Genomic DNA, 18,950 nt, shown 5'->3' with positions numbered 1-18,950 from the left:
TGGCCGTGTTCGCGTTCGCCGGCGCGCTGGCTGCTCGCGCAGCAGCGCCGCCGGGCCGCCGCTGCCCGGAGCGCCAGCGAGGGGCAAAGGCGGAAGGCAAGACAAAAGGGTGCGGCACCTGTCGGCCCGCAAAGCCAGTCTGCACGTGGGGGTGGCGCGGCACGGAGCGGCTTCGCCGCCGTGCCGCGTGGGGCGCGAAGCCCGCGCCAATGCAGGCATGTCCGCGTGCTTCGCACGACCGGACACGCCAGAGCTTGCAGGGAGCGCAGCCATGACCGACCGCCGCGACGATGATTTCCGCATCCGCCCCAGTGCCCCGAAGAACCGGGGCCAGGGCTTCGTCTCCAAGGTGCTCAAGCAGGCAGGCAAGGCCAGCAGCGGCAAGTCCTCGGTGCGCCGTCCTGGCGCCAGCGGCAGCGGACAGCGCGCCGGCCAGCGGCCCGGCTCGCGCCTGGGACGCGGCCACACGGCAGCGCGCTTCGCGGGGGCGAAGCTCACGCCCATGTCGCGGCGCGTGGCCATCAAGACGCTGCTGGTCAATCAGCAGCGGGCCAGCCCGCAGTCGCTCGCCAAGCACCTGCGCTACATCGAGCGCGACGGCGTGGGCCGCGATGGCGAGCCGGGCCAAGCCTACGGGCCGCAGACCGATACCGCCGACCTCGACGCCTTCAAGGAACGCTGCGCCGATGACCGGCATCATTTCCGCTTCATCCTCTCGCCCGAGGATGGCGCCGAGCTGGAAGACCTGCGCACCTACACGCGGCACCTGATGGGCCGCATGGAAGCTGACTTGGGTACGCGGCTGGAATGGGTGGCGGTCGATCACTGGAACACCGACAACCCACACACGCACATCGTCGTGCGCGGGCGCGACGACACCGGCAAAGACCTCATCATCGCCGGCGACTACATCGCCGACGGCTTCCGCCATCGCGCCGCCGAACTGGCGACCGAATGGCTGGGGCCGCGCACCGAGCTGGAGATCCAGCAGACCTTGCGGCGCGAGGTGGATCAGGAGCGGTGGACGAACCTGGATCGCACGCTCAAGCGCGAGCTGGGCGACGATGGCCTGGTGCATGTCGAACGGCTCAACGAGTCGAGGTTGCAACGCCAGTGCCTGCTGCTGATCGGCCGCCTGCAACGCTTGCAGCGCCTGGGCCTGGCCGACGAGACGCAGCCCGGAACCTGGGCCATTCATGCCGATGCCGAAAAGACCCTGCGCGCCCTGGGCGAGCGCGGCGACATCATCCGCACCATGCAGCGGGCCATGCGGGGCGAGCCGCGCGAGCTGGCGGTATTCGAGCCTGGCGACGATGGTCGCACCATTGTCGGCCGCGTGGCCGCGAAGGGGCTGGCCGACGAGCTGCGCGACCGGGGCTATCTGGTCATCGACGGCGTGGACGGCAAGGCCCACTACGTCGCGCTCAACGCCCGCGACGAGCTGGCGAACTATCCGGCCGGCGCCGTGGTGGAGGTGAAGGGATCGGCCGACGTGCGCGCGGCCGACAAGAACATCGCCGCACTGGCGAGCGATGGCCTGTACCGCACCGACCACCACCTTGCCATCGCGCAGGGTCAGGCCGCGCCGGGCCGTGATCCACAGGAAGTCGTCGCGGCCCACGTCCGCCGGCTCGAAGCTCTGCGCCGGACTGGCATCGTGGAGCGCGTGGCCGAGGGGCTATGGAAGGTGCCGGACGACCTGCCCGAGCAGGGCCGCCAGTACGACGCGCAGCGCCTGGGCGGCGTAGCCGTGGAGCTGAAATCGCACCTGCCCATCGAGCGGCAGGCGCGCGTGATCGGGGTCACCTGGCTCGACCAGCAACTGATCGGCGGCGGCTCGGGCCTGGGCGACCTGGGCTTTGGCGGCGAGGCCAAGCAGGCAATGCAGCAGCGCGCCGACTTCCTGGCGGAACAGGGACTGGCCGAGCGGCGCGGGCAGCGCGTGATCCTCGCGCGCAACCTACTGGGCACACTACGCGATCGGGAACTGGCACAGGCCGCCAAAGACATTGCGGCCGACACCGGCCTGGAGCATCGCCCGGTGGCCGACGGGCAGCGCGTGGCCGGTATCTACCGGCGCAGCGTCATGCTCGCCAGCGGTCGGTACGCGATGCTGGACGACGGCATGGGCTTCAGCTTGGTGCCGTGGAAGCCAGTGATCGAGCAGCGACTGGGGCAGCAGCTTGCGGCGACGGTGCGTGGCGGAGCGGCCTCATGGGAAATCGGGCGTCGGCTTGGAGTTTCTTTGAGCTAGTCACTTGAGGCTATGTGCCCCATGAACATGACCCCTGCGCGTTGCTGGCTCGTGCACCTGGCGCGATGCTGAGGACAGTTCGGTCAAGATGCCGCACTGGCTGGCCTGCTGGGATTCCCGGCAGCTTTCCCGCAAGGTCTTGAGCTGTCGTTCCAACGCTTTCAATTCCTTGATGCGGGTAGCCACATGGTCGATGTGCTCGTCGAGCAGGTCATTCACCTGGGCGCAGTTCTCGTGCGGAGCATCCTTGAAGCGCAATAGAACCCGGATTTCATCCAGTGTCATGTCCAAACCCCGGCAGTGCCGGATGAAGGACAGTCGGTCAACGTGTTCTTCTGCGTACATGCGGTAGTTGCCATCTGTACGGGCCGTTTCTGGTAGCAAGCCTTCACGCTCGTAGTACCGGATCGTCTCTACCTGGGTATGTGCGGCCTTAGCCAGTTCGCCGATTTTCATAGCTTCATCTTGAGCGGTCGCGAGTTTTTCTCCAAGGCTCATTGTAGGCGCTTGACTCTGTAGTGGGTATAGGGTTTCCAATTTGCCTGAAAAGGAGAATTTCATGAACCCTGCCCACCAACGCCAACACGCCGACGCTGCTTGCTGCGGGAGTAGCTGTGCAACAGTGCCTGCGGTGCCCGAGCCAACACCGTCTGATCCAACGACTGTCGAGCCGCAGCGCTTTCGCATAGCAAACATGGACTGCGCCTCGGAGGAGTCGGAAATCCGCCGGGCGCTGGAAGGCATGGCGGGGATTCGCGGCCTGCGATTCAACCTAGGGGATCGAGAGCTTGCCATTGCCGCCGATGACCACGCGCTGCCCCAAGCCCTGGAAGCGATCCGCAAAGCGGGTTTCAAGCCAGAACCCCTCGGCGCGAAGAATGCCCAGCGCTTCCGCATTGCAAACATGGACTGTGCCTCGGAGGAGTCGGAAATCCGCCGGGCGTTGGACGGCATGGCGGGAATTCGTAGCCTGCAATTCAATCTGGGCGACCGCGAGCTGGCCATTGCCGCCGATGATCCTGTCTTGCAGCAGGCGGTGGACGCGATCCGCAAGGCAGGCTTCAAGCCGGAACCTCTTGGCGATACCGGGTCGTCGGCTGCTGCCGCTGCGGTTGCCTCGCCAACGGGCTTCTGGACGACCTGGGGCAAGTCGCTGGGCGCCTTGGGGCTCGCCGTGGCGGCCGAAGGCTTGGCATTCGCCTTCCCAGACAGCGTGCCAGTCAAGGCGCTGGGAATGGCACTGGCTGCGGCGGCCATCGCGCTGTCGGGTTTCTCGGTTTACGGCAAGGGACTGGCCGCGCTGCGACAGGGCCGCTTGAACATCAATGCCCTGATGACCGTGGCCGTGACCGGCGCTTTTCTGATCGGCCAGTGGCCCGAAGCGGCGATGGTGATGGCCTTGTATGCCATTGCGGAAGCCATCGAGGCGCGCGCCGTGGATCGGGCGCGCGGTGCCATCAAGAGCTTGCTGGCGCTCGCGCCGGAGCAGGCCGAAGTGCGTCAAGACGACGGCAGTTGGGCACGCATCGGCGTCAAGGAAGTCACTGTGGGCGCGACGGTGCGTATTCGCCCCGGCGAGCGCCTTCCTCTGGATGGCATCGTGACCTTGGGCCAGAGCGCCATTGACCAATCCCCCGTGACCGGCGAAAGCCTGCCGGTGGACAAGAGCCCTGGCGATGAAGTCTTCGCCGGCACCATCAATCAGGCTGCGGCGCTGGAAATCCGTGTTACGGCGCCTGCTTCCGACAGCACGCTGGCGCGCATCATCCACGCCGTTGAGCAGGCCCAGTCCTCCCGCGCCCCCACCCAGCGTTTCGTGGATCGCTTTGCCGCCATCTACACGCCTGCGGTGTTTGTCCTGGCCGTTGCCGTTGCGCTGTTGGCTCCGTGGCTCATGGGGCTGACCTGGATGCAGGCCGCCTATAAGGCTCTGGTGCTGCTGGTCATTGCCTGCCCCTGCGCCTTGGTGATTTCCACGCCCGTCACCGTCGTCAGCGGTTTGGCCGCCGGGGCGCGGCGGGGCATCCTGATCAAAGGCGGTGTGTACCTGGAAGAGGCGCGCAAGATCAAGGCCGTGGCGCTGGACAAGACCGGCACCATCACCGAAGGCAAGCCCAAGCTGGTGGCCTTCGAGCCCGTGGACGCAGGACTCGGTCAGCAAGTCCTGGAGGGGCTGGCCAAGAGCCTCGCGGCGCGGTCGGATCACCCGGTGTCCAAAGCCATCGCGGACGGCGTGTCATCCGCCGCGCAAGAGGTGGACGAATTTCAGGCCGTTGCCGGGCGCGGCGTGCAGGGGGTGATCGACGGCCATACCTATGTGCTGGCCAACCACCGCTGGATCGAAGAGCGCGGGCAATGCTCGGCTGAACTCGAAGCCCGCCTCGCAGTGCATGAACAAGCGGGCCGTACCGTCACGCTGCTGGCCAGCAGCGAACGGGTCATGGCCATCTGCGCGGTGGCTGACACGATCAAACCCTCGTCGGCGCAGGCCGTGGCCGACCTGAAGGCGCTGGGTGTGACGCCGGTGATGCTGACGGGGGACAACCTAGCGACGGCGCAAACCGTCGGCGCCCAGGCGGGCATCGCCGAGGTGCGCGGCAACCTGCTGCCCGAAGACAAGCTGCGCGCCATCGGCGAGCTTCAGCAGCGCCTGGGCGTCACGGCGATGACCGGCGACGGCATCAACGATGCCCCCGCGCTGGCGAAGGCTGACATCGGCTTCGCTATGGGCGGCGCGGGCACCCACACGGCGATGGAAGCCGCCGACGTGGTGGTCATGAACGACGACCTGCGCCGCCTGCCCGAAACGATCCGGCTATCCAAGCGCACCCACGCCGTGCTGTGGCAGAACATCGCGCTCGCGCTGGGCATCAAGTTGGTGTTCTTGCTGCTGGCCATCTTCGACGATGCCTCCATGTGGATGGCCGTGTTCGCCGACATGGGGGCGAGCCTGCTGGTGGTCTTCAACGGGCTGAGGCTGCTCAGGCAGCGGGCGGGTCAGTAAAACTGAATATGGAGTGTTGAAAATGGGAATTCTGGATCGAATTTTTGGCGGGCATGGCGGGGGGCATGGCAGTTCCCACGGGCATGGCAATAGCCGCGGCCACGGTAGCCCCAGCAGCCACGACTGGGGGCACAATCCAGCGCCTTCGGTCAGTGGCATCACCTGCCCGCAATGCAAAGCGATCAATCCGAACGGCGCTCGCTTTTGCGGCCAGTGCGGGACATCGCTGGTGCCAGCGTCGTGCACGAAGTGCAGTAGCGTCATTCCGATCGGCGCGAAATTCTGTGCTCAGTGCGGCAACGCGGTAACTTAAGTCATGGTGATCTCGGCCTGGATCTACACCTTGATCCCGGCAGCGGCCGCCATCATCGGAGCTGCGGTCGCGGTGAACGTGCGGCCGGGGCCAACACTGGTCAGCGCGATTCAGCATTTCGCCGCTGGCGTCGTGTTCGCGGCGGCGGCCGGCGAAATCTTGCCCGACATCATGCACCGGGCCTCGCCTTGGGCGACGATGATCGGCGGCGGAATCGGCGTCGCCACCATGCTGCTGGTGAAGCATCTGGAAGCGTTGGCGAAGGGGCCGGCCGGTCTCCTGACCGTGATCGGCATCGACATCCTGATTGATGGCTTGGTGCTTGGTATCGGGTTTGCGGCTGGCCCAAAGGTCGGCTTGCTTCTGACCATCGCCCTGACCATCGAGGTTCTGTTCCTGGGATTGACAGTGGCCACGGAACTCGGCGAGAGCGTTCGCTCCCGTGCCAGGGTCGTCTGGATCACGGCCGCGCTCGTGCTCTTGCTGCCGATCGGGGCCTTGCTTGGAGCGCCGGTGGCGCTGTTGCCCAACCCTCTTCTGACTGGCTTCTTCGCGTTTGGTCTGATTGCGTTGCTCTACCTCGTGACCGAAGAACTGCTGATCGAAGCACACGAAACGCCAGATCGCCCCTGGGTGACGGCGATGTTCTTTGTCGGCTTTCTGGCGCTTCTCCTGCTGGAAGAAGTAATTGGCTAGTGGAGCCAGTCTGTTGGTGGTGCCCGATCCGTTGACTATTGCGCGCGCGGGGTGGGCACCATGAGCCCGATAGACGTGATGCCGTTGCTCGAATCGACCATCGTCCGCCCTCCGTGCATGCGGGCGATGGCAGCCACGATGGCCAAGCCCAGTCCATGATTGCGGGCGGCATCCGACCGCGCTGCATCTGCCCGGTAGAAGCGGTTGAACAGATTGGGCAAATGCTCGGCTGAAATCGTCTGCCCCTCGTTCACCACCCGCAGGGCGATCTCGCCGTCCAGCCGGTCGATTTGCACGACAACGGTGCTGTGCGGATGCGCGTGCCGGGTTGCGTTGCCGATCAGGTTTGACAATGCGCGCTGCAATAGGCGCACGTCGGCCAAGCCAGTGGCATCACCATTGATACGAACTTTCAGCCCGGCTTCCTCAATGGCTGCCTCGTGCAATTCCACCACCGTGCGCGCAACGCCTGCCATGCTGGCGACGTGCTCGCGGCGGGCCTCAGCCCCACGGTCGGCTTGCGACAGAAAGAGCATGTCCTGCACGATCATCGACATGCGCTGGAGATCTTCGAGGTGCGAGCCCAACACGTCTCGCAACGTGTCGGCATCGCGTGCTTTGCGCAAAGCAACTTCAGTGCCCCCCATCAACGTCGCCAACGGCGTGAACAGTTCATGCGCAACGTCAGCATTGAAGGCTTCCAGTTGTTCGTAGGCTTTGTGCAGACGCTTCAGCAACTCGTTGACGTGAGCCACCAGCGGAGCCAGTTCGTCGGGTTGAGCGGAGCCATCCAGAAGCCGGTGCAGAGTATCGGCCTCCAGTGCCTGGATCTGAGCCGAGAGGTCGCGCACGGGACGCAGCCCGATTTGCACCAGCGTAAATCCGCCAGCAGCAATCACCACTGCGCCAGCGAGTGCGGCGGCGACGAGCGTGCGGGCTAGGCGTTCTAGCACACGATCGTCCTCGCTGACATCAAGACTCAGCACCGCCTGGATGGGGGGGATGCCGGTCGTAGCCTCGAATCGCATGTCGATCACGCGGTGATGCACTGGAATGCCGGCGCTGGCATAGATGACGCTGCCGTCGGCACGGGTCAGGATCAATTTCATGTCCTGTCGGCCGACCATGCCATCGTCAAGCTTGTGTGCAAGCGTACCGCTTCCCAACCCTGCTGCCTCAGCAATGAGATGGTTCACCTGGATCTGCTGTTGCCGCAGCGTGTCCATCTGCCGCTCTTTGAAGCTCAGTGCGGTGACGGTGTAAATGCCCAGACAGGTCAAGGCCAGCCCGACCAGGGTGAGAAGTGCGAGCCAGCGGGCAAGCCGCCGCCCCAGCGATCCGGCACGCCTGGGTCTCACGGTTGCCGATCTTCGAGTACGTAGCCCATGCCACGGACGGTGTGCAGCAGTGGGCGCTCGAAGGGCAGGTCGAGCTTGCTCCGAAGGCGACGCACAGCGACGTCGATCACGTTGGTACCGTGATCGAAGTTCACGTCCCATACTTGTTCCGCGATTTCGGTACGTGACAGAACCTCGCCCTTGCGGCGCAAGAGCAGCGTCAGCAGTTGGAATTCCTTTGCGGACAGATCGATGCGCTGGCCGGCCCGAGTGGCGCGCCGCCTCGCCAAGTCCACTTGCAAGTCTCCCAGGCACAGCACCAGCGCATCAGGCGCGGGCACAGTACCAGCGGCGCGGCGCAGCAGCACCTCGATGCGTGCCACCAGTTCGGAAAAGGCGAACGGCTTAACGAGGTAGTCGTCCGCTCCCGCCTTCAGTCCGCGTACGCGATCCTCGATGCGATGGCGGGCTGTCAACATGATCACCGGCGTCTGCTTGCTCTGCCGCAGCGCGGCCAGCAAGCCGAAGCCATCAATGCCCGGCAGCATGGTGTCGAGGACGATCAGGTCGTAGTGGCCGTGGGAGGCCATGTGGAGGCCATCGATGCCGTTGGCAGCCACATCGATCACATAGCCTTCTTCAGAGAGTCCCTTGCGAAGATAGTCCGCGAGCTTGGCTTCGTCTTCAACGATCAGCAGCTTCATGCGCAGCGTTCCCGCTGCGGCCTCTCGCAACCTGTCCAAATTGTCATCTGCACGTTTTACTCCCGTTCTGTGCCGGTTCTTACATTGTCCTCATGCCTTCGGGCATATCGATTATCTGCACTTAGCAATGGAAAGGACCATGAAATGAAACTGACCCATCTTGCTGCCTTGAAGGCGATCATCCTGGCTACGGCACTCCCCCTGACGGCCCAGGCCAGTTCGATGTGGCACCCGGCCCCCACCGAGGAGGGCTTCACGTACCACCCGGATCACTTCCAGAGTACCAAGACACGCGCCCAGGTGATGGCCGAAGTCGAGGCCGCCCGTAAGGACGGTACGCTGGCGATACTGCAACGTGGAGCACCGTTGCCCATCAAGAGTTCCGAAGCGCCGAAGACGCGCCAGCAGGTTCTCGATGAGATGCGCAGCGAATCACCAGAAGCTCGACGTGCGCGGCTCGAAATGTACTCCGGCGGTTGACCTGCTGCTGCCCGTACCCTGCGCTGTGGCGCCCCCTCGTGTCGCCCCAGTCGTCAAAGCGGCCACAACTCGCCGAATATCGAAGCGGCTCTGATTTGATGCAGGATGAACCTGAGAGGAGGCACGCTACGCGCACGGGGCTCTGAGAAAACCCAAGCAGCGAGGAGTGGCAAAGTAAAGCCTGTAGCTGCTACACTGTTACCCCTATGCGCAAATGGCTGGCCCTCGTCTTGCTGGTGTTCTTGCCGCTTCAATTCAGTTGGGCGGCAGTGGCCAGTTATTGCCAGCATGAAACCGGAGCTGCGGCCAAGCACTTCGGCCACCATGCGCATCAGCACAAGGCGGCCGACGGCAAGGATGCCAGCCCTGATCCGGCCAAGACCCTGGGTGGCGATCCTGATTGCGCGTCCTGTCATGCCGGGTGCTTCTCGGTCTTGTCAGGGGATGTGAAGCTGGCGTCGCCAGTCAGCCCGTCCCTGGTTACGGGGTATCCCCCGGAGCACCTTGCTGCGCCTCCACCTGAACGTTTAGAGCGCCCTCAGTGGCGTGTCCTCGCCTGATCGGCGGGGAGCGCGTTCCTTTCCCTTCGTCCTCACCCCTGCCGTCGCGCATGGCGCGCTACGGTATCCAGCAGGCTTCGCGCGGCTGATGTGATGACGTTGCTGGCGATCATCTGGATTGCCCCCCGCCGATTCCCTTGTGTATTTCAAATCACTGGAGAATCGGATGCTGAAGGATATTCACAATTACAACGCGAGGGCGGTTGCGGCAGGCTTGCTCCTTGCGCTCATGACGGGGACGGCTTTCGCTCAGTTATTGCCGACGGCACCAGCTCTTGGGCAGAGCGCCAACGGCGTAGAGCAGATTGAAGCAGCAACGCCCCTGACCCTGCAAAAGGCCGTCGCGCTGGCTTTGGAGGCGAATCTTGACCTGACTGTCGCCCAACGGGAGATCGAGGCCGTGGAGGGCCAGGTAATTCAGGGACGAGTACGTCCTAATCCCGAGCTGGCGTACTCGCTCGAAGACCAACGCACGCCAACCCGCACGCAAAGCGTCCAGATCAATCTGCCCATCGAGCTGGGGGGCAAGCGCGCTGCCCGCATTGCCGCGGCAGAGCGAGGGCGTGACGTCGCAGTTGAAGAACTGAACACGCGGCGCGTCGAAATTCGCGCCGCTGTGGTTGCCGCCTTCTTTGAGGCGCTGGCCGCCCAGGATCGCACGGCCTTAGCCCAGGACAGCGTTGACCTGGCCAGGCAAGCGACGGATGCCGTTGCCAAGCGCGTGACGGCGGGCAAGGTGTCCCCGGTCGAAGAAACCAAGGCTCGGGTGGCCGAAGCCGGCGTGCGGGTTGAACTGGCACAGGCGCAGAGCGAACAACGCAGTGCCCGCGCGCGGCTGGCTAGTTTGCTCGGGGCCAACCCGCCGCGTTTCACCCAGGTAGCGGGCAGCGTGGATGATCTTCCCAACGTCCCTTCGCTGGATGACATCCAGCAGCGCCTGTCGGCCTCTTCGGCACTGCGCCGGGCGCAGTTGGAGATCGAACGTCGCCGGTCGCTGGCCGACGTGGAGCGCAGCAAGCAGACGCCCGATGTCACGGTCAGCCTGGGCGTGAAGCGTCCGAACGAGTTAGCGCGCAATCAGTTAATGCTCGGCATTTCCGTGCCGCTGCCTTTGTTCGACCGCAATCAGGGCAATCTGCTGGAAGCGTTGAAGCGTGAAGACAAGGCGAGGGATGAACTTCAGGCGTTGAATCTGCGCCTCAGCACAGAGGTGTTGCAAGCCCGCGAGCGGCTGGCGTCGGTTCGCGGCGAGATCGACGTATTGCAGCGAGAGGTGCTGCCAGGGGCCAAGAGCGCCTATGACGCGGCCACCGTGGGCTTTGGTTACGGCAAGTTCAACTTTCTGGAAGTGCTGGACGCGCAACGCACCTACTTTGCCGCCAAGTCCCAATACCTCAAGGCGCTCGCCGATGCGCACCGCGCGGCGGCGGACATGGATCGCGTGATCGGCGCATCCGAATCCACGACCACCCTGCCTGCAAACAAGGAATGAACATGAAACCCGAAACGAACAAACTGAACGTCAGCAAGAAGCAGTGGTTTGCCATCGCCGTGATCGCCGCAGTGGGCATAGGACTGGGCAGCGCCATTCTCGGCGGCAAGACGGATAAGAGCGCTGAGGGTGAGGGTCACGGCAGCCACGTGGAAGCCAAGGCCCACAGTGATGGTGAGCATCATGGCAAGACGGGCGCAGACTCCCACGAGGACGACAAAGGCCATGCGGACGGCGAGCACCACGAGGGGTCAAGCAAGGGGCCGCATGGCGGCAAGCTGTTCAAAGAAGGGGACTTCGGATTGGAAGCCTTACTCGCTGAGGACGGCGGCGAACCACGCCTGCGAATCTGGCTCTACGAAAGGGAAAAGGCGCTAGCCAGCAGCGCCGCCAAGGTTAGCGCTACCGTTACACGCCTGACTGGGGAAAAGCAGGCGCTCAACTTCACTCCCGACAAGGACAGCCTGTTGAGTCGAGAGATTGTCCCGGAACCTCATGCGTTCGAGATCAGCATCGTGGCTCAGACGGCCAACGCGCCTTTCACGTTCAGCTTCAGCCAGGAGGAAGGAAAAGTCGAACTCAGCGATGCGCAAATCAAGGCTGCATCCATCGGCATTGACACCGCAGGGGCTGCAAGCATCAAGTCTGCCCTGCAATTGCCGGGTGAGATTAGGCTGAATGAAGACCGCACCTCGCACGTTGTTCCGCGCATTGCGGGTGTTGTCGAAAGTGTGCAGGCCAGTTTGGGGCAAACGGTCAAGAAGGGGCAGGTGCTCGCCGTTATCGCCAGCCCTGCCGCATCCGAGCAGCGCAGCGAGTTGCAGACGGCGCAAAAGCGGCTGGCCTTGGCCCAGACAACTTTTGAACGCGAGAAGCGGCTGTGGGAACAGAAGATTTCCGCCGAGCAGGACTACCTGCAAGCCGGCCAGGCACTGAACGAGGCGCAGGTCGCCGTGGCCAACGCGCAGCAGAAGCTGTCGGCCGTGGGCTTGGCCCCAGGGTCTTCGGGCGGGCTGAACCGCTTCGAGCTGCGTGCGCCTTTCGATGGCGTGGTGATTGAAAAGCACCTCAGCTTGGGTGAGGCTGTCAAGGAAGACGCCGCCGTGTTCACGGTGTCCGACCTGGGCCAGGTCTGGGCAGAGATTAACGTGCCCGCCAAGGACTTGCCGCTGGTCAGAGTGGGTGAGAAGGTCAGCATCAAAGCCACGGCATTCGATGCCAGCGCACAAGGGACCATCACTTTCGTGGGTGCGCTGATCGGCGAACAAACCCGCATGGCCAAGGCTCGTGTGGTCTTGGCCAATCCCCAGGGCGCGTGGCGTCCCGGCCTGTTCGTCAATGTGGAAGTGATCGCGTCCGAAACCGCCGTGCCAGTCAGTGTGGCTAGCGACGCTATTCAGAGCGTGGGGGACAAGCCGGTCGTTTTCGTCAAGGTGAAAGACGGCTTTGTAGCCCAGCCTGTGCAGTTGGGTCGCAGCGATGGCAAGCGGGTCGAGGTACTGCAAGGTCTTCAAGCAGGGGCGGCATATGCGGCCGCAGGCAGTTTCGTCGTGAAGTCTGAACTCGGCAAAGCCTCTGCCGAGCACACCCATTGATGCCGGAGCTACGCCCATGTTTGAAAAACTTATTCGCGCGGCCATCGAGCACCGATGGCTAGTGTTGTTAGCTGCCATTGGCATGGCCGCCGTCGGCGTGTTCAGCTACCAGAAGTTGCCCATCGACGCCGTGCCGGACATCACCAACGTCCAAGTGCAGATCAATACCCAGGCGCCGGGCTATTCACCGTTGGAGACCGAGCAACGGGTGACCTACCCCATTGAAACCGTGATGGCGGGCCTGCCCAACCTGGAGCAAACCCGCTCTCTTTCGCGCTATGGCCTCTCGCAAGTGACCGTGATCTTCAAGGACGGCACCGACATTTACTTTGCGCGCCAGTTGGTCAATGAGCGCATCCAGGAAGCACGGGATAAATTGCCGGTCGGCATCACACCTGCGCTGGGGCCGATCTCCACCGGCCTGGGGGAGATTTACCTGTGGACGGTCGAGGCGAAGGACGGTGCGAAGAAACCCGACGGCATGCCCTACACGGCAACAGACCTGCGCGAGATTCAGGATTGGATCATCAAGCCGCAGTTGCGCAACGTGCCCGGTGTGACTGAAATCAACTCGATTGGCGGTTATGCCAAGGAGTATCAGATCGCACCTATACCCGCTCGCTTGGCTTCGCTCGGCGTTACCCTGCAAGACATCGTGACGGCACTGGATCGCAACAACGGCAACGTGGGTGCGGGCTATATCGAGAAGCGCGGCGAGCAGTACCTGATCCGTGCGCCTGGGCAAGTCAAGACCCTGGAGGACATTGGCAACGTTATCCTCAGCAGTGCGGGCGGCGTGCCGATACGGGTGCGTGACGTGGCGGACGTGGGGCTGGGGCGCGAACTGCGCACCGGCGCGGCCACGGACAACGGCCGCGAGGTGGTGCTGGGCACTGTGTTCATGCTCATCGGCCAGAACAGCCGTACGGTTTCGCAGGCCGTGGACAAGAAGATGGTGGAGATCAACCGCAGCTTGCCCGAGGGCGTGCATGCGGTGACGGTCTACGACCGCACTGTGCTGGTGGACAAGGCCATCGCCACAGTGAAGAAGAACCTGCTGGAAGGTGCGATCCTGGTGATCGTGATCCTGTTCCTGTTCCTGGGCAATATCCGCGCGGCCATCATCACGGCGACGGTGATTCCCTTGTCGATGCTGTTCACCTTCACAGGCATGGTGCATTACAAGGTGAGCGCCAATCTGATGAGCCTGGGGGCGTTGGACTTCGGCATCATCATCGACGGGGCGGTGGTGATCGTCGAAAACTGCGTGCGCCGCCTGGCCCATGCGCAGGCCCACTACGGCAGGCCCTTGACGCGCACGGAGCGCTTCCACGAGGTGTTCCTGGCGTCCAAGGAATCGCGCCGCGCGCTGCTGTTCGGACAGCTCATCATCATGGTGGTGTACTTACCCATCTTCGCCCTGACGGGCGTGGAAGGGAAGATGTTCCACCCGATGGCGTTCACGGTGGTGGCTGCGCTCGTGGGGGCCATGATCCTGTCGGTGACTTTCATTCCGGCAGCGGTCGCCCTGTTCATCGGCCATCGGGTCAGCGAGACGGAAAACTTCCTGGTTGTGCAGGCCAAGCGCTGGTATGGCCCGCTGCTGGATCGCGTGATGGCGGCCAAAGCGGTGGTGCTCGCGGCAGCCGCCGTGGCAGTGGTGCTGTGCGGCCTGATCGCCACCCGCATGGGCAGCGAGTTCGTGCCCAGCCTGAACGAAGGCGACTTCGCCATCCAGGCCCTGCGCATTCCCGGTACCAGCCTGTCGCAATCGGTCGCGATGCAGCAGCGCCTGGAGGCGACGCTGAAGGCTAAGTTCCCCGAGATCGACCGCGTTTTCGCGCGCACCGGCACGGCGGAAATCGCGTCCGACCCCATGCCGCCGAACATTTCCGACGGCTACATCATGCTCAAGCCGGTGTCCGAGTGGCCGGAGCCGCGCAAGTCGCGCGACGAATTGCTGGCGGCCATTCAGGAGGTCGTGGGCAAGGTGCCGGGCAACAACTACGAGTTCTCGCAGCCGATCCAATTGCGCTTCAATGAACTTATCTCAGGGGTTCGCAGCGATGTGGCGGTGAAGATTTTTGGCGACGACATGGATGTCCTGAATAAGACAGGTGAAGAAATCTCGTCCATGTTGCAGAAGATTCCCGGCGCGTCCGAGGTCAAGGTGGAGCAGACCACCGGCTTGCCCATGCTGACCGTGAATATCGACCGCCAAAAAGCCTCGCGCTATGGGCTGAACGTGGCCGACATCCAGGACGCCGTGGCCACCGCCATCGGCGGGCGCGAGGCTGGCACGCTGTTCGAAGGCGACCGCCGCTTCGACATCCTGGTTCGCCTGCCGGAGTCCTTGCGCAACGACCTGGAAAGCATGAAGCGCCTGCCGATTCCGCTGCCGCGCGGAACGGGTGGCACCGGCAGTGCCGAAGGACGGACGAACTTCATCCAACTGGCCGAGGTGGCGAGCTTTGAACTGGCACCCGGCCCCAACCAGGTCAGCCGCGAAAACGGCAAGCGCCGCATCGTGGTGAGCGCCAACGTGCGCGGCCGTGACGTGGGCTCATTCGTGGCTGACGCCGAGGCGGCGCTGGCACAGGTCAAGATTCCCACGGGCTACTGGACGAGTTGGGGCGGCACTTTCGAGAACCTGCAATCAGCCACGCAGCGTTTGCAGATCGTCGTGCCGGTGTCGCTGCTGCTGGTCTTCCTGCTGTTGTTCGCCATGTTCGGCAACGTCAAAGACGGCTTGCTGGTCTTCACTGGCATTCCGTTCGCGCTGACCGGCGGCATCTTGGCGCTGTGGCTGCGCGACATTCCTCTGTCCATTTCCGCTGCCGTGGGCTTCATCGCGCTGTCAGGTGTGGCCGTGCTCAATGGCCTAGTGATGATTTCCTACATCCGCAGCTTGCGCGAGGACGGAACACCACTGGATGAAGCCATCCGCGAGGGCGCGCTGACGCGCTTGCGGCCGGTGCTGATGACAGCCCTGGTGGCGTCGCTGGGTTTTATCCCGATGGCAATTGCCACGGGAACAGGCGCGGAAGTGCAGCGCCCCCTGGCTACCGTAGTGATCGGAGGCATCTTGTCTTCCACGGTGCTGACGCTGCTGGTGTTACCGATTCTGTATCGGCTGGCCCATCGCCCGGACGAGCAGGAAGAGGATGTCACGGCAGAGCCAGCACATGAGGGCGTAACCGCTTGAAAGGAACAACGATGAACGCCGTTACGGCACCACGACAGACTCCTTCAAGCTTTACAGGGACATCGACTCATGGAATTGCGTCACCTCCGGTACTTTCTGGCCGTTGCCGAAGAGCTTCACTTCGCCCGCGCTGCGGAGCGGCTGCATATCGAACAGTCACCACTGTCGCGCGCCATCAGGGAATTGGAAGAGGAATTGGGCGCGCAACTGTTCGTGCGTACCAGCCGCAGCACGCGCCTGACGCTGGCGGGCAAGCTGCTGATGGAGAACGCGCCTCGCGTGCTGCTGGCGCTGGACCAGGCGCGTGAGAGCGTGAAGGCGGCAGCCAATGGCTTTCACGGCCGGTTGCGCGTGGCGCTGTCCGACGGCATCACCCCCTCGCGCCTGCCGGCGCTGCTGGCGCGCTGCCGCGAGGAAGACCCGGAGATCGAGATCCGCCTGTTCGAGGTGCCGCTGGCCCAGCAACTCAGCGGCCTGCGTGACGATCTATACGACGCGGGCTTCTCGATGGCCGACGAGGTGGGCGACGGCATCATCATCGAACCCGCCTGGGAGGATGAGCTGATGGTCGCCATGCCCGCGCGCCATGAACTACTGGCCCACAGGCGGGTACCGCTGGATGAAGTGCTGCAACATCCCCTGGTGCTGGGCGACCCGGCAGTTTGCGAAGGCCATGCCAAGCAGATCGACCGCATCCTGCGCAAGCAGGACCGGGAGCCCTTGATCGAACAGTACGTCGCCACGTTCGACGTGATGATGACTTTCGTGTCGGCCGGCTTGGCGCTGGGGCTCGCAGGCGCCGCGCACATCGCTTCCAGCCGCGAGCCGGGCGTGGTGGGCCGACCGCTCGCGGGAAAGTCGCCCATGCTCACTACCTATCTGCTGCGCCGCGACGCCGAGCCGTCGCAGGCGCTAGCCCGCTTTATCGAGCGGGTCGAAGCCCTGGGACCGGGAGACGCTTAGCCATTGGCCCCGTTTCACTTCGGAGGATTCAAGCCATGAACCTATCCAAGATCATCGCTATGTCGTCGCTAGCAGTTCTGCTGGTCGCCTGCGGCAAGTCTGAGCCGTCCAAGCCCGCCGCCGTGCCCAGCGTGGAGGAACTGGCTGCTGACCCCGTGCGTTTGCGAGAACTGCGCCAGCAGTGCAAGACGGATCGTCCGACGATGGGCGACGTGCTGTGCAACCGAGTGGCCGAGGCGACGAACCGGCGTTTCCTGGGTGACGGCAAGGTGCCTTATACGCCGCCGAAGGAACCGCCGAAGTTCTGATGGTCGGTTTGCCGCAACGCACCTGCGCGTGCCTGCGCCTTTTTGCGCGCTGCGCAGCAGCGCGCCCGTTGTGGCGGTCTTTCGCCCCAGTTCTTCCCTGCCGGAAACCATGCTTTTTGCGGCATCAACCTGCCGATAACGGTCTTTGACCGGCACGCCCAGCGGCACTGATCCTCACGAGGGCGGCACATGCCTGTGCCGCGATCGGAGGCTGGATGATGCAGGGAACGAACGTGCTGTTCGGTCAGATTGCCGTGGTGTTCGGCATCGTGATCGCTGGGGTGTGGAGCGCCACGCAATGGACAGCCGCCGCCCTGGGCTATCAGCTACGCCTTGGCTCGCCCTGGTTCGATTTCTTCGGTACGCCGGTCTATCACCCGTGGCGGCTGTTCGAGTGGTGGTTCGTCTTCGATGCCTATGCGCCGCGCGTGTTCGACACCGGCGGCGCCATCGCAGGCGGCAGCGGATTGCTGGCGGTGGTGGTCGCCATCGGCATGTCGATCTGGCGCTCGCGGCAATCGCGCCTGGTCACGACCTACGGCTCGGCCCGCTGGGCGAACGCGGATGACATTCGCAAGGCCGGCCTCACGCAGCCGACCGGCGTGTTCCTCGGCCAGCACGACCACCAGTACCTGCGCCATGAAGGCCCGGAACACATCCTGACCTTCGCGCCCACGCGCTCGGGCAAGGGTGTGGGCCTCGTGGTGCCGACGCTGCTTTCCTGGCCAGCTTCGGCCGTCATCCACGACATCAAAGGCGAGAACTGGCAGATCACCGCCGGTTGGCGCTCGCGCTTTTCGCATTGCTTGCTGTTCAACCCGACGGATAGCCAGTCAGCGGCCTACAACCCGCTGCTGGAAGTGCGGCGCGGCGTGCATGAAGTCCGCGACGTGCAGAACATCGCCGACATTCTGGTCGATCCCGAAGGGGCGTTAGGGAAATCCTGCAAAACCTCCCCATTTGTCTGGTAGCTGTCAGCCACCGCTGGCATCCTCAGCATCTATGAAGCAAATTGGCCTCGCCCTGAACCTGAGCACGCGCCAGACCCGCAAGCAAGTCTTTCTCGAACAGATGGAGCAAGTCGTGCCCTGGCAAGACTTGGTGCAGCTGATCGCCCCGTACTACCCCCAGGGCAGGAACGGGCGCCCGCCCTTTGAGCTGCAGACCATGCTGCGCCTGCACTTCTTGCAGCAGTGGTTCAAGCTGTCGGACCTGGGGATGGAGGAAGCCTTGTTTGACACGCCCCTGTACCGAGACTTTGCCCAGCTCGATGCCCACGGGCGGCTGCCTGACGAGAGCACCATCTTGCGCTTTCGCCACCGCCTGGAGCGCCACAAGCTGGCCGAGCAGATGCTGGCCACCGTCAACGACCTGCTGTGCGCCAAAGGCCTGCAGCTCAAGGAAGGCACCATCGTGGACGCCACCTTGATTGCCGCGCCGAGCTCAACCAAGAACAAAGACAAGGCGCGAGACCCCGAGATGCATTCGAGCAAGAAGGGCAACCAGTGGTACTTCGGCATGAAGGCCCATATCGGCGTGGACGCCGACAGCGGCCTGGTGCATACCGTGCGCTGCACCTCGGGCAACGTCGGCGACGTGGTCGAAGGCAACAGCCTGCTGCACGGACAGGAGGTGCAGGTCTTTGGTGACGCTGGCTACCAGGGAGCGGACAAACGCGCCGATGCGCCCAAAGACGTGCCGTGGCACGTTGCCATGGGGCCGGCCAAACGCAAGGCATTGGACAAAGAACGCAGTGCCGTAGATGCCCTGGTCGATCAGCTCGAGCGCGTGAAGGCGCAAATCCGCGCCAAGGTGGAGCACCCGTTTCGCGTCATCAAGCGCCAGTTTGGCTACACCAAGGTGCGCTACCGAGGTCTGAAGAAAAACACCCTGCAGATCGTGACGTTGTTTGCGCTCTCGAACCTGTGGATGGCGCGCCATCAGTTGATGCAGCAGCAAGGAGCACGGGGATGAGTGCGCCCGAAAACAGGGCGCGGGCCGCCAAAAGCGGCAAAAAGCCCTGTTTCAAGGGCAAAAAG

15 protein-coding genes and 1 pseudogene are annotated in these 18,950 nt (G+C 63.7%); 13 read left to right on the top strand and 3 right to left on the bottom strand.

Going from position 1 to position 18,950, the window contains the following annotated elements; genetic code table 11:
• Positions 1–271 precede the first annotated feature (271 nt).
• Positions 272–2,254, top strand: coding sequence for a relaxase/mobilization nuclease domain-containing protein (locus P4826_RS06775; RefSeq protein WP_013517152.1), 1,983 nt, complete (start codon positions 272–274; stop codon positions 2,252–2,254).
• On the opposite strand, the gene cadR is transcribed toward P4826_RS06775, so the two are convergent.
• The gene (gene cadR / locus P4826_RS06770) at positions 2,255–2,710 is read right to left on the bottom strand and encodes a Cd(II)/Pb(II)-responsive transcriptional regulator (protein ID WP_013517151.1); all 456 of its coding nucleotides are present in this window, start codon (positions 2,708–2,710) and stop codon (positions 2,255–2,257) included.
• A 103-nt stretch (positions 2,711–2,813) separates the two neighbouring features.
• Between cadR and P4826_RS06765 the strand changes: the two genes are divergently transcribed.
• Genes P4826_RS06765 through P4826_RS06755 form a run of 3 tightly spaced genes read left to right on the top strand, consistent with a single transcriptional unit; the run spans position 2,814 to position 6,267 of the window.
• Positions 2,814–5,258 carry a heavy metal translocating P-type ATPase gene (locus P4826_RS06765; RefSeq protein WP_041715872.1) on the top strand — a complete coding sequence of 815 codons (2,445 nt, stop codon included), beginning with the start codon at positions 2,814–2,816 and terminating at the stop codon, positions 5,256–5,258.
• Between the two features lie 22 nt (positions 5,259–5,280).
• Entirely contained in the window at positions 5,281–5,571 is a 291-nt protein-coding gene (locus P4826_RS06760; protein ID WP_013517149.1) for a double zinc ribbon domain-containing protein, read from the top strand.
• A gap of 3 nt (positions 5,572–5,574) precedes the next feature.
• Complete coding sequence (locus P4826_RS06755) at positions 5,575–6,267, top strand: ZIP family metal transporter (RefSeq protein ID WP_009523279.1); 693 nt, start codon at positions 5,575–5,577, stop codon at positions 6,265–6,267.
• 35 nt (positions 6,268–6,302) lie between these two features.
• Here P4826_RS06755 and P4826_RS06750 read toward each other — a convergent pair whose 3' ends face one another.
• Complete coding sequence (locus P4826_RS06750; RefSeq protein ID WP_317703729.1) at positions 6,303–7,493, bottom strand: heavy metal sensor histidine kinase; 1,191 nt, start codon at positions 7,491–7,493, stop codon at positions 6,303–6,305.
• A gap of 128 nt (positions 7,494–7,621) precedes the next feature.
• Positions 7,622–8,308: a heavy metal response regulator transcription factor gene (locus tag P4826_RS06745; RefSeq protein WP_317703110.1), complete on the bottom strand. Its 687-nt coding sequence runs from the start codon at positions 8,306–8,308 to the stop codon at positions 7,622–7,624.
• 144 nt (positions 8,309–8,452) lie between these two features.
• On the opposite strand from P4826_RS06745, the gene P4826_RS06740 reads away from it, so the two are divergent.
• The 9 genes and pseudogenes from P4826_RS06740 (at position 8,453) to P4826_RS06700 (ending at position 18,885) form a co-directional block, all read left to right on the top strand.
• Entirely contained in the window at positions 8,453–8,788 is a 336-nt protein-coding gene (locus P4826_RS06740) for a DUF4148 domain-containing protein (RefSeq protein ID WP_038212372.1), read from the top strand.
• Positions 8,789–8,994: 206 nt separating this feature from the next.
• On the top strand, positions 8,995–9,348 hold the full coding sequence (locus P4826_RS06735; RefSeq protein WP_084217330.1) for a hypothetical protein: 354 nt from the start codon (positions 8,995–8,997) through the stop codon (positions 9,346–9,348).
• Positions 9,349–9,514: 166 nt separating this feature from the next.
• The gene (locus P4826_RS06730) at positions 9,515–10,840 is read left to right on the top strand and encodes a TolC family protein (RefSeq protein ID WP_038212374.1); all 1,326 of its coding nucleotides are present in this window, start codon (positions 9,515–9,517) and stop codon (positions 10,838–10,840) included.
• Between the two features lie 2 nt (positions 10,841–10,842).
• Positions 10,843–12,435 (top strand): efflux RND transporter periplasmic adaptor subunit, encoded by a 1,593-nt coding sequence (locus tag P4826_RS06725; RefSeq protein ID WP_317703109.1) that lies wholly within the window; start codon positions 10,843–10,845, stop codon positions 12,433–12,435.
• Between the two features lie 16 nt (positions 12,436–12,451).
• Positions 12,452–15,640, top strand: a complete 3,189-nt coding sequence (locus P4826_RS06720) for a CusA/CzcA family heavy metal efflux RND transporter (protein WP_013517142.1) — start codon at positions 12,452–12,454, stop codon at positions 15,638–15,640.
• Between the two features lie 69 nt (positions 15,641–15,709).
• Entirely contained in the window at positions 15,710–16,603 is an 894-nt protein-coding gene (locus tag P4826_RS06715; RefSeq protein ID WP_013517141.1) for a LysR family transcriptional regulator, read from the top strand.
• Between the two features lie 35 nt (positions 16,604–16,638).
• Positions 16,639–16,911, top strand: a complete 273-nt coding sequence (locus tag P4826_RS06710) for an EexN family lipoprotein (protein WP_009523287.1) — start codon at positions 16,639–16,641, stop codon at positions 16,909–16,911.
• Between the two features lie 218 nt (positions 16,912–17,129).
• A pseudogene (locus P4826_RS06705) lies at positions 17,130–17,852 on the top strand (type IV secretory system conjugative DNA transfer family protein); the annotation flags it as partial.
• A 61-nt stretch (positions 17,853–17,913) separates the two neighbouring features.
• On the top strand, positions 17,914–18,885 hold the full coding sequence (locus tag P4826_RS06700) for an IS5 family transposase (RefSeq protein ID WP_317701056.1): 972 nt from the start codon (positions 17,914–17,916) through the stop codon (positions 18,883–18,885).
• The last annotated feature ends 65 nt before the right edge of the window (positions 18,886–18,950 follow it).

This window comes from Diaphorobacter limosus (assembly GCF_033100095.1).
GTDB classification, from domain to species: Bacteria; Pseudomonadota; Gammaproteobacteria; order Burkholderiales; family Burkholderiaceae_C; genus Alicycliphilus; species Alicycliphilus limosus.
The sequence above is the reverse complement of the archived record's forward strand: the minus strand, read 5'-3'. Positions and strand labels throughout refer to the sequence as shown.

Excerpts from the sequence above, each read along its gene's own strand:
- P4826_RS06745 (WP_317703110.1), bottom strand. The coding sequence starts at position 8,308 with ATGAAGCTGCTGATCGTTGAAGACGAAGCCAAGCTCGCGGACTATCTT.
- P4826_RS06730 (WP_038212374.1), top strand. The coding sequence starts at position 9,515 with ATGCTGAAGGATATTCACAATTACAACGCGAGGGCGGTTGCGGCAGGC.
- P4826_RS06700 (WP_317701056.1), top strand. The coding sequence starts at position 17,914 with ATGAAGCAAATTGGCCTCGCCCTGAACCTGAGCACGCGCCAGACCCGC.
- P4826_RS06710 (WP_009523287.1), top strand. The coding sequence starts at position 16,639 with ATGAACCTATCCAAGATCATCGCTATGTCGTCGCTAGCAGTTCTGCTG.
- P4826_RS06740 (WP_038212372.1), top strand. The coding sequence starts at position 8,453 with ATGAAACTGACCCATCTTGCTGCCTTGAAGGCGATCATCCTGGCTACG.
- P4826_RS06775 (WP_013517152.1), top strand. The coding sequence starts at position 272 with ATGACCGACCGCCGCGACGATGATTTCCGCATCCGCCCCAGTGCCCCG.
- P4826_RS06760 (WP_013517149.1), top strand. The coding sequence starts at position 5,281 with ATGGGAATTCTGGATCGAATTTTTGGCGGGCATGGCGGGGGGCATGGC.
- P4826_RS06720 (WP_013517142.1), top strand. The coding sequence starts at position 12,452 with ATGTTTGAAAAACTTATTCGCGCGGCCATCGAGCACCGATGGCTAGTG.
- P4826_RS06765 (WP_041715872.1), top strand. The coding sequence starts at position 2,814 with ATGAACCCTGCCCACCAACGCCAACACGCCGACGCTGCTTGCTGCGGG.
- P4826_RS06715 (WP_013517141.1), top strand. The coding sequence starts at position 15,710 with ATGGAATTGCGTCACCTCCGGTACTTTCTGGCCGTTGCCGAAGAGCTT.
- P4826_RS06735 (WP_084217330.1), top strand. The coding sequence starts at position 8,995 with ATGCGCAAATGGCTGGCCCTCGTCTTGCTGGTGTTCTTGCCGCTTCAA.
- cadR (WP_013517151.1), bottom strand. The coding sequence starts at position 2,710 with ATGAAAATCGGCGAACTGGCTAAGGCCGCACATACCCAGGTAGAGACG.
- P4826_RS06725 (WP_317703109.1), top strand. The coding sequence starts at position 10,843 with ATGAAACCCGAAACGAACAAACTGAACGTCAGCAAGAAGCAGTGGTTT.
- P4826_RS06755 (WP_009523279.1), top strand. The coding sequence starts at position 5,575 with ATGGTGATCTCGGCCTGGATCTACACCTTGATCCCGGCAGCGGCCGCC.
- P4826_RS06750 (WP_317703729.1), bottom strand. The coding sequence starts at position 7,493 with ATGGACACGCTGCGGCAACAGCAGATCCAGGTGAACCATCTCATTGCT.